13 protein-coding genes are annotated in these 12,914 nt (G+C 60.5%); 4 read left to right on the top strand and 9 right to left on the bottom strand.

The window, feature by feature from the left end:
• Positions 1-24: 24 nt before the first annotated feature.
• The 3 genes from MHH62_RS13010 to MHH62_RS13000 form a co-directional block, all read right to left on the bottom strand.
• Positions 25-1,485, bottom strand: a complete 1,461-nt coding sequence (locus MHH62_RS13010; RefSeq protein ID WP_122299625.1) for a heavy metal sensor histidine kinase — start codon at positions 1,483-1,485, stop codon at positions 25-27.
• Positions 1,482-2,156 (bottom strand): heavy metal response regulator transcription factor, encoded by a 675-nt coding sequence (locus MHH62_RS13005; protein WP_014716797.1) that lies wholly within the window; start codon positions 2,154-2,156, stop codon positions 1,482-1,484. The genes MHH62_RS13010 and MHH62_RS13005 overlap by 4 nt, the downstream gene beginning before the upstream one ends.
• A gap of 337 nt (positions 2,157-2,493) precedes the next feature.
• Positions 2,494-3,813, bottom strand: coding sequence for an OprD family porin (locus MHH62_RS13000; RefSeq protein WP_339233016.1), 1,320 nt, complete (start codon positions 3,811-3,813; stop codon positions 2,494-2,496).
• Between the two features lie 226 nt (positions 3,814-4,039).
• Here MHH62_RS13000 and MHH62_RS12995 point away from each other — a divergent pair, with 226 nt between their 5' ends.
• The 3 genes from MHH62_RS12995 (at position 4,040) to MHH62_RS12985 (ending at position 6,421) form a co-directional block, all read left to right on the top strand.
• Complete coding sequence (locus tag MHH62_RS12995) at positions 4,040-4,372, top strand: DUF2790 domain-containing protein (RefSeq protein WP_014716799.1); 333 nt, start codon at positions 4,040-4,042, stop codon at positions 4,370-4,372.
• Positions 4,373-4,468: 96 nt separating this feature from the next.
• The gene (locus tag MHH62_RS12990; protein ID WP_014716800.1) at positions 4,469-5,785 is read left to right on the top strand and encodes a PAS domain-containing methyl-accepting chemotaxis protein; all 1,317 of its coding nucleotides are present in this window, start codon (positions 4,469-4,471) and stop codon (positions 5,783-5,785) included.
• Positions 5,786-5,845: 60 nt separating this feature from the next.
• Positions 5,846-6,421 (top strand): flavin reductase family protein, encoded by a 576-nt coding sequence (locus MHH62_RS12985; RefSeq protein WP_032902213.1) that lies wholly within the window; start codon positions 5,846-5,848, stop codon positions 6,419-6,421.
• Between the two features lie 131 nt (positions 6,422-6,552).
• Here MHH62_RS12985 and MHH62_RS12980 read toward each other — a convergent pair whose 3' ends face one another.
• Positions 6,553-6,789, bottom strand: a complete 237-nt coding sequence (locus MHH62_RS12980) for a hypothetical protein (RefSeq protein WP_050587211.1) — start codon at positions 6,787-6,789, stop codon at positions 6,553-6,555.
• Positions 6,790-7,234: 445 nt separating this feature from the next.
• The gene (locus MHH62_RS12975; protein WP_060766646.1) at positions 7,235-8,044 is read right to left on the bottom strand and encodes an AraC family transcriptional regulator; all 810 of its coding nucleotides are present in this window, start codon (positions 8,042-8,044) and stop codon (positions 7,235-7,237) included.
• Between the two features lie 162 nt (positions 8,045-8,206).
• Between MHH62_RS12975 and ddlA the strand changes: the two genes are divergently transcribed.
• Positions 8,207-9,304 (top strand): D-alanine--D-alanine ligase, encoded by a 1,098-nt coding sequence (gene ddlA / locus MHH62_RS12970; RefSeq protein WP_020301445.1) that lies wholly within the window; start codon positions 8,207-8,209, stop codon positions 9,302-9,304.
• A gap of 22 nt (positions 9,305-9,326) precedes the next feature.
• Here the strand turns inward: ddlA and MHH62_RS12965 are convergent, their stop codons facing one another.
• From MHH62_RS12965 to MHH62_RS12950, 4 genes are all read right to left on the bottom strand, one after another.
• Complete coding sequence (locus MHH62_RS12965; RefSeq protein ID WP_019817027.1) at positions 9,327-9,641, bottom strand: helix-turn-helix domain-containing protein; 315 nt, start codon at positions 9,639-9,641, stop codon at positions 9,327-9,329.
• Positions 9,628-9,870, bottom strand: coding sequence for a hypothetical protein (locus MHH62_RS12960; RefSeq protein WP_239688367.1), 243 nt, complete (start codon positions 9,868-9,870; stop codon positions 9,628-9,630). Before MHH62_RS12960 ends, MHH62_RS12965 begins: the two co-directional genes overlap by 14 nt.
• Before the next feature lie 272 nt (positions 9,871-10,142).
• Positions 10,143-11,972 carry a gamma-glutamyltransferase gene (gene ggt / locus MHH62_RS12955; protein ID WP_339233015.1) on the bottom strand — a complete coding sequence of 610 codons (1,830 nt, stop codon included), beginning with the start codon at positions 11,970-11,972 and terminating at the stop codon, positions 10,143-10,145.
• Between the two features lie 38 nt (positions 11,973-12,010).
• Positions 12,011-12,790, bottom strand: a complete 780-nt coding sequence (locus MHH62_RS12950; RefSeq protein WP_339233014.1) for a PhzF family phenazine biosynthesis protein — start codon at positions 12,788-12,790, stop codon at positions 12,011-12,013.
• Positions 12,791-12,914 lie beyond the last annotated feature (124 nt).

Raw genomic sequence — 12,914 nt, 5'->3', positions numbered from 1 at the left:
GGGCTTGCTCGCGGATGCGCCGGGTCAGTCGATACCTTTACTGACGGATACACCGCCTTCGCGGGCAAGCCCGCTCCCACAGGGGGCCAACGGTGCTTCCAGAGCCTGGGGAAACACCAGGCTGAACCGCGTAAAACGCCCAGGCTGGCTGGTGACATGAGCATGCCCCTGATGCAAATGCATGATCGATTTCACGATGGCCAGCCCCAGCCCGGTGCCGCCCTCGGCACGGGTACGGCTGCTGTCGGCGCGGTAGAAACGTTCGAACAGGTGCGGCAGGTGGTGCGCTTCAATGCCTCGCCCCGGGTTGCCCACCGACAGCGATACGCTCTGCTCGTAGGTCTCCACCAACAGCAACACGGTAGAGGCCTCGGGTGTGTGGCGAATGGCATTGGAGAGCAAGTTGGAAATCGCCCGCTGGATCATCAGCCGATCGCCCGTCACCCAGGCATCGCCGCGCAGGCTCAGGGTGATGTGTTTGTCTTCGGCACTCAGGGCAAACAACTCCATCACCCGCTGGGCTTCCTGCGCCAGGGACACCTCGGTGAATGAGGCCCGGGCCGCCGGGTGGCTGACCTGCGCCAGAAACAGCATGTCGCTGACAATCCGCGCCAGGCGTTCGAGCTCTTCGGTGTTGGATTCCAGCACCGCCTTGTATTCCTGCGGCGGGCGCTGGCGCGACAGGGTCAACTGGGCCTTGCCCATCAGGTTGGTCAAGGGCGCGCGCAGTTCGTGGGCCAGGTCATCGGAGAATTGCGAGAGTTGCTGCACCCCGGCGTCCAGGCGGTCGAGCATCACGTTGATGCCGTGGGCCAGTTCACCCAGTTCGTGGGGCAGGTTGTCCACAGACAAGCGATGGGTGAGGTCTTGGGTGGTGACTTTCGCCGCCACCTGGCTGAACTGCTTCAACGGTGCCAGGCCCCGTTGCACCAGCCACCAGGCGCCCATGCCAATCAGTATCAGCAGTAGCGGCAACGCAATCAGCGTGGCGCGCAGGTAGGCACTGAGCAATGCCTGGTCGTCCATGCGGTCCAGGGACAGCAGCACCCGCACGCGTTCACCGTTGGCCAGGCGCATCAAGCTGGAGGCACTGAGTATCTGGTTGCCGTAGCTGTCGACCCAATTGAGATAGCCCAGGGTTTCCCGTGGCTTGAAGTCGGTGAGCAGTGGCTCCTGGGGCTTGCTGCCGACGTTCAGCAGCACGCTGTTATCGGGCGCGGTACCGACGATGGTCAGGTGGAAATTGTCGTGGCCGATCACCAGGTCCATCAGCGAGTGCGGGCGGGCGCGGATGGCATGGGCGTCCAGGCCCAGGGCCAGGCTGTGCTGGATCTGTTCCATCTTGCTTTCCAGGTTCTTGCGCGCGAGTTTTTCCAGCTCATGGGTGAGGGCCAGGTAGGCCAGGGTCGCCAGCAGCAACACCAGGCCCGCGCCCATCAGGCTGACCGTCAAGCCCAGGCGCATCGACAGGCTGCCGGTCTTCATGGGCGCGCTTCCAGCACGTAGCCCACGCCGCGAATGGTGTGGATCAGCTTGACCTCGCTCTGGTCATCCACCTTGGCGCGCAGGCGGCTGATGGAGACTTCGACCACGTTGGTGTCGCAGTCGAAATTCATGTCCCAGACCAGGGAAATAATCTGTGTGCGGGTCAGCACTTCGCCGGCCTGGCGCATCAGCACTTGCAACAGGGCGAACTCCTTGGTGGTCAGGTCGATGCGCCGGGTGCCGCGATAAGCGCGGTGGCGGCGCGGGTCCAGTTCCAGGTCCGAGACGCGGAACACTTCCGGCTGTGGAATGTGCTCGCTGCGACGCATCAGGGTGCGCACGCGGGCCAGCAGTTCGGGAAACTCGAACGGCTTGACCAGGTAATCGTCGGCGCCCATGTCCAGGCCCTTGATCTTGTCAGCCAGCCGGCCACGGGCGGTGAGCATCATCACGCGCTGGGTGCCGTTGCGGCGCAATTCTTCCAGTACTTGCCAGCCATCCTTGCCCGGCAGGTTGACGTCCAGAATCACCAGTTCATAGGCGTGTTGCCCTGCCAGGTGCAGGCCGTCGACGCCATTGGCGGCGCAGTCGACCACGTAGCCACTTTCGTTCAGGCCCTGTTGCAGGTAGTCGGCGGTTTTCTGCTCGTCTTCAACCACAAGAATACGCATGGGGGTTACCTCTTGAATTAGGGGGAGAGAAGGCGCCCATGTCCCTATGGCGGCGGTTCGGAAGTGGGAAAAGTCTGAAGGCTGAAGTAACTCTAGGGTCAACTGCGACCGTCGGTCGCACCGCACCGCAGGCAAAAAAAACGCCCCAAGCGGGGCGTTAAAAATTCATCTCTTTCCAAAGGAGCTACACAAAAGCTTCAGAGATGAATGTGCTCGGGTGAATAAGTTGAAGCGAGTATAGAAAGTTCCACTTAACGAGAAGCTGAGGCCAATATTACAATTTTGATAACTGGCTATTTGTGAGCAGATGTTAGTTAATCGCGAGCGAATGTAAGGGCTACAGCACGACCAATGGGTATTCGGCAATCAGACGAACTTCTTCCAGGTCTGACTCGAACGCACTGGAGCGCACGGTGGCCTGGCGCAAGCGCAGGGACAAATCTTTCAAACGCCCACTTTGCACCACGTACTTGGCCTCGATATCCCGTTCCCAGCGGCGTTGATCGGTCAAGGGGTTACCCGCTGCATCGCGGCGCATATACACGGCATTGGCGTTGCTATAGTCGGCGCCGGTGCCTTTGCCGTAGCGGGTCATGAACGACAGGCCGGGAATGCCGAAGGCCTGCATGTCCAGGTCGTAGCGCAGCATCCATGAGCGCTCCTTGGGCGCGTTGAAGTCGCTGTACTGGATGGAGTTGTTGAGGAAGATCGAATCAGACTGGCGCAGGTAGTCGAAGTCATCGTCTCCGTTGTTACGCTGGTGCGACACGGCCAGGCTGTGGGCACCGACCTTGACCCCGAGCCTGGCGCTCCAGATGTTGTTGTCGAACTCGCCGAGCCGTTTCTGGCCTTCGTCCACGGCCTTGTAGTAGTTGAAGTCGCCGAACAATGACACGTCGTCGGTCAATGCGTAATTGGCATTGCTGCCGAAGTAGTACTGATCCCAGGCGTCCTTCAAGCGGCTGCTGTACAGGCTAAAGCCCAGATGGCTGTTGAGCTGGTAGTCACCGCCGAAGTAGGCGATCCAGGGCGAGTCGACCTTGCCTGCATAGAAGGTGGCAAAGCCTTTTTTCATGCCGCTTTCACTGGGCTGGCTCATGCCGCTCAGGCGCCCGCCTTGCAGGCTCAAGCCTTCCACGCTGGTGTTTTGCAGGGTGACGCCGCGAAAGCTCTCGGGCAACAGGCGAGAGTCGCCGTAGGCCACCACCGGGGTGAGTGGGAACACGTCGCCGGCCTTGATCACCGTGTCCAGCACGCGCAGTTTCGCCGCGCCGCCGATTTTGCTGTAGCTGTCTTCCGGCTGGTTGTCGCTGTTCACCGGCAGCACGCCGAACGAGCCTTTGCCGCCGCTGCGGCCGCTGCCCGAGTCAAGCGTCAGGCCGTACATGGCGAACGCGTCCAGGCCAAAACCCACGGTGCCCTGGGTAAAACCGGATTCGAATTTGCCGATAAAGCCCTGGGCCCAGGCTTCGGAGTAACCATTGCCAGTGGGGCTGGACTGGCCTTTGCGGTCATCGCGGTTGAAGTAGAAATTGCGTGCCAGCACGTTGATGCGACTGCCCTCGATAAAACCCTCGGGCTTGTCCTCCACCGCCATGGCGGCCATGGGCAGTGCAGCCATCAGTGAAAAGGGAAGGGTGTAATGACGAATGCTCATGATGCGCTCCTCGGTGATGGCAGTTATCGGCTTCTTATAGAGGCGGGCGTTTTTATTGATCTGGCCCTGGCTGATAGTTGCAAACGACGGATAACAGCTGCATGGCGCGAAGATTACAATTCTGGAAACTAACGGCCATCTAACAAATAAGTAATGTTCTGGTGAACCTGGCGTCAGGGTGGGTTGGTTAATCTCGACACTGAACTTTTCAGTCGAGGAAACCGCGATGAACTTTTATAAAGCAGGTTTGGCTGTATTAACGGCTGTGTTGTCATTCGGCGCACTGGCCGAAGGGGGTGGGGATCGCACCTTTGCCCTGATGATGGAGCGCAATGAGAAAGCCATGGCCGCCTACGCCATCAAAAAAGGCAAGCCGGTGCCCGAAGTCCAGGCGTACCGCTATGGCATGGACCTGGACATTGCCAAGGTCGTCAACGTGACGCCGCCGATCCGCTCGTGCAACGCCGTGCCGTCGCGCATGACCTATGAAGACTCCAGCGGCAAGCTCAATACCCTGGAATATCAGGTCATGGGCGTATGCCGTAACAATGGCGGTTGAAAATATAGTTCGGCCCAGGGCTCAAGCGCTCTTCAGAAAACCCCGGCAGCGCCGATGCAAGGGAGTACACCCACCTCACTTGCCTAACGGTGCCCCATGTTCAATACCCGCCTGAAGCAGGAGCTGACCGCTCTGCGCGAAGAATTGTCGAGCTTGCTTCAGGTGAAAGAGAGCCTGGAAAGCGAAATGCTCTGCCTGACGCTGGACCCTGAAGGCCGTGTGGAGTGGGCCAATGCCAACTTCCTGCAGGAGCTGGCTTACTCGCTGGGCGAGATTGTCGGGCGCGCGATCGAAGACTTGGTGCCGGCCCACGTGCGCCAGGACGAGTTCCAGCTGCGCTTCAAGCACGCGCTGGCCCGCGGCGAACACTTTGCCGGCGCCGTGCGCCTGATGCGCGGCAATGGCAAGGAAGCCTGGTTGCGCTCAATCGTGCAGCCGGTGCGCAGTTCTGAGGGGCGCATCAAGCAGTTTTCGATGTTCTCCAGCGACCTTACTCGCACCATCGAGAGTTCGCGTGAACATGAAAACCTGATCACCGCGCTGATGCGTTCTACTGCGTTGATCGAGTTCGATCTGGAGGGGCATGTACTCACCGCCAATGACCGCTTCCTCGGCGCCATGGGTTACAGTCTGGCGCAGATCGAAGGCAAACATCATCGTATGTTCTGTGAACCACAGGAATACAACAGTGCCGAATACCAACAGTTCTGGAAGCGCCTGAACGCCGGTGAGTTCGTCGCCGCGCGCTTCAAACGCGTGGACAGCCACGGCCGCCTGGTGTGGTTGGAGGCCACCTACAACCCGGTGCTGGACGCCAATGAGCGGTTGTACAAAGTGGTCAAGTTCGCCACGGTCATTACCGACCAGGTCAACCGCGAGCAGGCGGTGGCCGAGGCCGCCAATATTGCCTACAGCACCTCGTTGCAAACCGACGACAGCGCCCAGCGCGGTACCACTGTAGTCACCCAGGCCGTGGACGTGATGCGCGACCTGGCCCAGCACATGCAGCAGGCCGGCGAAGGTATCGAGGCGCTGAATGCCCAGTCCCAAGTGATCGGCAGCATCGTCAAGACCATCAGCGGCATTGCCGAGCAAACCAACCTTTTGGCGCTCAACGCCGCCATCGAAGCGGCGCGTGCCGGTGAACAGGGGCGGGGCTTTGCGGTGGTGGCCGATGAAGTGCGGCAATTGGCGTCACGCACCAGCAAAGCCACCGAGGAAATTGTCGGTGTGGTGCGCCAGAACCAGGACATGGCCCGCGACGCGGTGGCCTTGATGGCCGACGGTCGTGCGCAAGCCGAGCAGGGCCTGGCCCTGGCGGCGGAGGCGGGTACCGTGATCGTCGAGATTCAGGACGGTGCGCAAAAGGTGGTGAGTGCGGTCGGGCAGTTTGCCAATCAGCTGTCGAGCTGACCTGTCGGGCTTGTGCTTGAGGTATCGTAGGTCTTTTCTCGCTTGCAGAGCTGATCGACCATGAGCCCTACGTTCCGTCGCCCCGTACCACTGTCCAAGGCTTACCGTTTGCTCAACCACGGGCCGACCGTGTTGGTGAGTGCAGCCCACAACGGCCAGCGCAATATCATGGCCGCTGCCTGGGCCATGCCGCTGGATTTCGAACCACCGAAAGTCGCGGTGGTGCTCGACAAGGCCACCTGGACCCGCCAACTACTGGAAGGCGCCGGCACTTTTGTGCTGCAGGTGCCTTGTGTTGTGCAGGCTGATCTGGTGCAGACGGTGGGCAATACCCGCGGCGTTGAAACCGACAAATTCGCAGCCTACGGCCTGCACACTTTCAGCGGTGAGCACACCGGGGCGCCGATGCTGGAAGGCTGCGTGGCTTGGCTGGAATGCCGCCTGCTGCCCGAGCCGCATAATCAGCAGGCCTATGACCTGTTCCTGGGCGAAGTGGTCGCGGCCTATGCTGATGAGCGGGTATTCAGCGAGGGCCGCTGGCATTTTGAGGGGCATGATGAACTGCGCACGTTGCACCATGTGGCGGGCGGAAACTTCCTGGCCATTGGTCAACCGGTTGTCGGGCGCCAGCTCTGACAGAGGCGCAAAGCCACGAAGATCAACTGTGGGAGCTGGCTTGCCTGCGATGGCATCATCTTGGTGTACCTGATGTACCGAGGTGTCTGCATCGCAGGCAAGCCAGCTCCCACATGGGGTTTATGGTGTCTTCAGGTTCGTGGCATGCACTCGAGGGTGCGGTTTACTACGGTCTTGGCCATCTCCAGCAAGTGCCATGCGGCATGGATTCGGGCGCGGTCGTGGGGTTGCAGGTGATCGCAACAGTCCCACACCGTGGCCGATGCGCTGTTGATCAGATGGGAAATATAGAGTTGAGCGTCTTCGAAGCTGAGTTCTTCATTGACGACTAGGCAATCCATGGGTGGATCGGGAAGTGCTTTGGTCATGGTGTAACTCCTGATTAAGGCAGAAGCCGGCCCAGTCGCGACTAAACGAAGGGTGGCGGCTGTACGCAGGTTAGTCGACCGGCTAATCAGGAAAATCCGGCGCACCCGAGGGTGCCCTGCGCACAGCCACCATAAAACCTCATGGAGGACCATGCGCCTGATTAGAGTCCGGGCGACTAAACCCGATCACTGAAAAGGCAGTGACGGGCCGAAGACTAGCCATCGATTCCAACAGGCACAAGGCGGCAGGGATTGTCTCGGAAACGTCCTGCAATTTAAAGGGACGCAGCTTGCTGGCCCTTTACAAACCATGACCAAATGCCAGCAACGCCACCTCATCCAACTGTGGGAGCTGGCTTGCCTGCGATGGCATCAATAAGGTATGTCTGATACACCGCGGTGTCTGCATCGCAGGCAAGCCAGCTCCCACAGTCCAACCCAGTACTCAGCGTCCGAGCATTTTCACCCAACGCGATGGCGGCATGCCGTAGGTGCTGCGAAATTGGCGGGTCATGTGGCTTTGGTCGGTAAAGCCTGCGGTCATCGCCGCATCCACCAACGATTGGCCCTGGGCCAATAAGTGGCGCACCAGGTCCAGCCGGCGCATGGTCAGGTAGCGGTAGGGGCTGGTGCCGAACAACAGACGAAAATCCCGCGATAACGCCCAGCGGTCGCGGCCGGCATGGTCGGCAATTTCATCGAGGGTGATGCTGCGGCCCAGGGCGCTGTGGATGAATTCACGGGCGCGTTCGGCCGCGACGTAGTCGAAGGATTTAGGGCGAATGAGGGCCCCGGACGCAGCGCTCAGCGCGTGGGCCAGGTCGAACATAGCGTCTTGTTCTTGCATCGGGTCTATCGGGCAATCCAGGCTCTGCAGCAACACTTCGCTGGCGCGGTGCAGCCGTGGGTCGGTGGACAAGCCGCCGGGGATAAACGGCAACGGCTGGCCACCGAGGATCTGCTGGATCAGCGCCGGTTCCACATAAATCATCCGATACTTGAAGCCTTCGTCGCTGCCGGCGCGACCGTCATGGGTTTCATCGGGGTGGATCACCATGGTGGTGCCAGGCAGGCTGTGGGTCGTGCCGCCGCGATAATGAAAACTCTGTACGCCGAACAACGTGCGCCCGATGGCGTAGGTGTCATGGCGATGAGGGTCGAAGGCAAAGCCGGCAAAGTACGCCTCGATACGGTCAAGGCCACTGGCGTGGGGCGCGCGGTGCAGCCAGTCGAGGGAGTGGATGGGGTTGCCCATGGTGACTTGTCACAAAAGGAGGTGGAAACACGTTAACTGAGTCTGCACCGGTTGTCTGCTGGGGTCTTGTACGATTGTGCAGGTATTGGGCAATGCACATCGGGTAGCGAATCGCTGACCACCCATGGTAAGAAGCCTTACTTTCAACAGTGAGGCCGGGTCATGAGCAAGGTGCGGGTAGGGATTATTTTTGGGGGGCGTTCGGCTGAGCATGAGGTCTCGCTGCAATCGGCGCGCAACATTGTCGATGCCCTTGATCGCTCACGCTTCGAGCCGGTTTTGATCGGTATCGACAAGGCCGGTCACTGGCACCTTAATGACACCTCGAACTTCCTGCTCAACCAGGAAAACCCGGCGCTCATCGCCCTCAACCAGTCCAACCGTGAATTGGCCGTGGTGCCCGGCAAGGCCAGCCAGCAAGTGGTGGAAACTTCCGGGCAGGGCATGCTGGAACACATCGACGTGATCTTCCCGATTGTCCACGGCACCCTCGGTGAAGACGGTTGCCTGCAAGGCTTGCTGCGCATGGCGGACTTGCCCTTCGTCGGTTCCGACGTGCTCGGCTCGGCGGTGTGCATGGACAAAGACATCAGCAAGCGCTTGCTGCGCGACGCGGGCATTGCGGTCACGCCGTTCATCACCCTTACGCGAGCTAATGCGGCGCGCACCTCTTTTGAAACGGCCGCTGGCAAGCTCGGTGTGCCGATGTTCGTCAAGCCCGCCAACCAGGGTTCGTCGGTGGGGGTAAGCAAAGTCGGCAGCGAAGCCGAGTACCGCGCTGCCGTTGAACTGGCGTTGGGGTTTGATGAGAAGGTGCTGGTGGAGTCCGCCGTCCAGGGCCGTGAGATCGAATGCGCCGTGCTGGGCAATGACCAGCCCATCGCCAGCGGTTGTGGCGAGATCGTGGTGAGCAGTGGTTTCTATTCCTACGACAGCAAATACATCGATGGCCAGGCCGCCCAGGTAGTGGTGCCGGCGGCGATCAGTCATGACGCCAGCGAGCGGATCCGCAGCCTGGCCATTGAGGCGTTTGAAGTGTTGGGCTGCGCCGGGTTGGCGCGGGTGGATGTGTTCCTGACGCAGGACGGCGAAGTGCTGATCAACGAGATCAACTCACTGCCCGGTTTTACCCGCATCAGCATGTACCCCAAGCTGTGGCAGGCAGCGGGCATGAGCTACAGCGAGCTGGTGAGCCGGTTGATCGAGCTGGCGCTGGAGCGGCATGCGGGGCGCAAGGGCTTGAAGATCAACCGCCAGTGATTGGCCCGAAGCAGTAACGCGATCAGGCGTTACTGAGTACTTCGCGAAAAACGTCCGGCCTTATGGCCGCAATATGCAGTAGCGAACGTGCTGCTCCGGAAGGTGCGCGACGCCCTTGCTCCCATTCTTGAAGGGTTCTTACTGACACGCCCAGAAGCTCGGCAAATTTGGGTTGTGAGAGCCCTGTCTTGCTTCTTGCTTCGGCAGCCTGAGTGACCTCAACGTGCTGCACGGCACCGTAACGTCCCGCTTTGACATCCTGAATGGCTGTGAGTAGTTCTTCGCCTATATTGCGTTTGGCGTCACGTTCCTTCAGTTCTTTATCAGTGAGTGGCATGGTTCATTTCCTTTGCGATTTTGTACAGGATATGTGCCGGAATATTCTCCGTGGCGCTCTTGCCATAAATCAGTAGCGCGACGACTGCTCCGCACTCCAGTTGTGTGGTGTAGGTGACCCGCACTGATCCACTTTTACCCCGGCCCTCCATGCTCCAGCGTATCTTTCGGCAACCTCCCGAGCGCGGAATGACATTTCCAGCATCAGGATGGCTGGCGAGAAACGCCATGAAGATACCTTTTTCATCTTCAGTCCAATAGTCAGGCCATTGCCTGCTGAAGAGAGGGGATTCTATGAGAGTGAACACGCGAAATTCTACGTCTTTGACGTAGCCTCTGGCAAGAAAGGGCGGGCCAGAAAATCGCAGGTGAGATGGGGCTGCTCAAGAAGGTTTTTATCGCAAAAGATGACATGGCACTTTGAGTTCTGGCGCTCCGCGTAGGATTTAAGGCGTAAGGGTGCAGGTCTTTTTTTATAAGCCTGTACGGATAGATCAACACCTTAATCACCCAACGCCTCACCTTCACGCCGAGGGTCCGCGCCACCACTGAGCGTCACCTTACCCTGGGCATCCCGTGTGCGCACGATGGCCTGCACGCCGCTGGTCATCTCGATCTCGCTCAGGGCGTGGCCCTTGTCCTTGAGCGCCTGTTTAAGCGCCGGGCTGAACAGCCCAGCTTCCAACTCGGTAGCACCATTGCGACTGCCGAAGTTGGGCAGGCTGATGGCCGCCTGCGGGTCGAGCTTCCAGTCGAGCATGGCCACCAGGGATTTACTCACGTACTCGATGATCTGCGAGCCGCCGGGGGAGCCGACGGTAGCCAGCAGTTCGCCCGAGTTGCGGTCGAACACCAAGGTCGGCGCCATGGCCGAGCGTGGGCGTTTGCCCGGTTGTACGCGGTTGGCTACAGGCTGGCCGTTTTCTGCGGGGATGAACGAGAAGTCGGTCATCTGGTTGTTGAGCAAAAAGCCCTGGACCATCACATGAGAGCCGAATGCTGCTTCAACCGTGGTGGTCATCGACACGGCGCCGCCCTGGTCGTCCACTGCCACCACCTGTGAGGTGGAGATGCGCAGCGGCGAGCGGTCTGGCGCATACGCTACCTGAATACCGGCGGGTTGGCCGGGCTTGGCGATGCCCATGCTGCGTTCGCCGATCAGCGTGGCGCGCTGCGCCAGGTAACTCGGTGCGACGAGGCCGGCGACGGGTACGGGGGTGAAGTCTGCATCGGCCACGTACAGCGCGCGGTCGGCAAAGGCCAGGCGCCCGGCTTCGGCGAGCAGGTGCACGGCCTCGGGTGTCGGCTCAAGCCCGGCCGGCGAGGCACTCTTGACCGGTGTCATAGGGGCGATGGCCAGGCGCGGGGTGCGGGTTTCCAGCGCCTGCAGTGTCCCGAGGATCTGCGCCACGGCAATCCCGCCCGAGGACGGCGGTGGCATGCCGCAGACCTTCCATTGTTTGTAGTCGGTGCACAGCGGTGCGCGTTGCTTGGCGGTGTAGCTCTTGAGATCAGCCTGGGACAGGCTGCCGGCATTGCGATGACCCTGCACCTTGCGTGCGATCTCATCGGCAATCGATCCTTGGTACAACGCATCCGGCCCTTCCTTGGCGATGCGCTTGAACACCGCGGCCAGAGCCGGGTTTTTCAACAGCGTGCCGGTGGCTTTTGGCGAGCCATCGGCATTCAGGAAGTACGCCGCCATGTCGGGCGATTGCGCGATAAAGCGGTCAGTCGCGATCAAGCTGTGCAAGCGTGGGGAAATGGCGAAGCCTTGCTCCGACAGGCGAATCGCCGGTTCAAACAGCTTGGCCCATGGCAAGCGGCCGCTCTTTTGGTGCGCCATCTCCAGGGCGCGCAATACCCCTGGAGTGCCCACCGAGCGCCCGCCAATCTGCGCATCCGTGAACGCCATCGGCGTACCGTCGGCCTTCAGGAAAAGACGCTCCGTGGCCCCGGCCGGCGCAGTTTCGCGGCCGTCATAAGCCTGCACGTTGTGCCCATCCCACAGCATGATGAACGCACCGCCGCCGATGCCGGAAGACTGCGGTTCCACCAGGGTCAATACCGCTTGCATGGCAATCGCCGCATCAATGGCTGAACCGCCTTGACGCAGCATTTCACGCCCGGCTTCAGCGGCCAGCGGGTTGGCGGCGGCGGCCATATGGCGCTCGGCGTGGCGGGTGCTCAGGTCGGTGCGGTAGCCCGAGCCCAGCTCTGGCGCCGGAGGCTGTTCGTTGACGGGCGTGTGGCAGGCGGCGAGGGCCAGGGTTGCGGCGATGACTGTCAGACTGCGGCGGGAAATCAAAAACACGCGCTGAACTCCGTTCATGTTGAGAAGGTGCTGTGGTCCTTGGGCTACTGCGTTGTTTACAGGTAAATCGTGCCTTGCATGTACAGCACGGCCTTGCCGGAAATAATCACCCGGTCACCCTGCAGTTCACAGCGCAGCTGGCCCTTACGCTGGCCGCCTTGCTCGGCGCTCAATTGCGATTTGCCCAGGCGCTCGGCCCAGAAAGGTGCCAGCGACGTGTGCGCCGAGCCGGTAACCGGGTCTTCATTAACGCCCACATTCGGGCCGAACCAGCGCGAGAAAAAATCAAACCGAGTGCTTTTAGCGGTCACCGCAACCCCGCGTTTAGGCAGGCCTTTGAGCCGCGCAAAGTCCGGTGTGAGAGCCGCCACCTGTGCTTCATCTTCCACCAGCACGATGTAGTCGTCGGTGCCAAACACCTCGGCGTTTTCAAGCCCCAGGGCGCTCAACATGCCGTGGGGCGGCTCGCAGCGTTCGGGTTTTTTGGCCGGAAAATCCATCGCCAGCTCATCGCCGTTGCGCGTTACCCGCAACTCGCCGCTACGGGTGGCAAAGCGCAGAACCTGCGGGGCGTCCGCCAACTTGTGGATCAATACCCACGCGGCTGCCAACGTGGCATGGCCGCACAGGTCCACCTCAACTTCCGGCGTGAGCCAACGCAACTCATAGAACTCGCCACGGGGTACAAAGAACGCGGTTTCCGAAAGATTATTCTCGGCTGCAATCTGCTGCAGTTGCTCGTCGGCCAGCCACTCAGTGAGTGGGCACACCGCTGCCGGGTTGCCGCCGAAGGGATGGTGGCTGAAAGCGTCGACTTGGTAGATGTCCAGTTGCATCGGGGCACTCCGTGTTTAGGGGAGGCAGGACACTAACAGTGGGGTTGGGGGGCGTCAAAATACAGTTGGGGAGTTTTTTTGCGCGCATAAAAAAACGGCCTACCTTTCGGTAAGCCGTTTTTAG

This window comes from Pseudomonas sp. FSL L8-0168 (assembly GCF_037976155.1).
GTDB classification, from domain to species: Bacteria; Pseudomonadota; Gammaproteobacteria; order Pseudomonadales; family Pseudomonadaceae; genus Aquipseudomonas; species Aquipseudomonas paracarnis.
The sequence above is the reverse complement of the archived record's forward strand: the minus strand, read 5'-3'. Positions and strand labels throughout refer to the sequence as shown.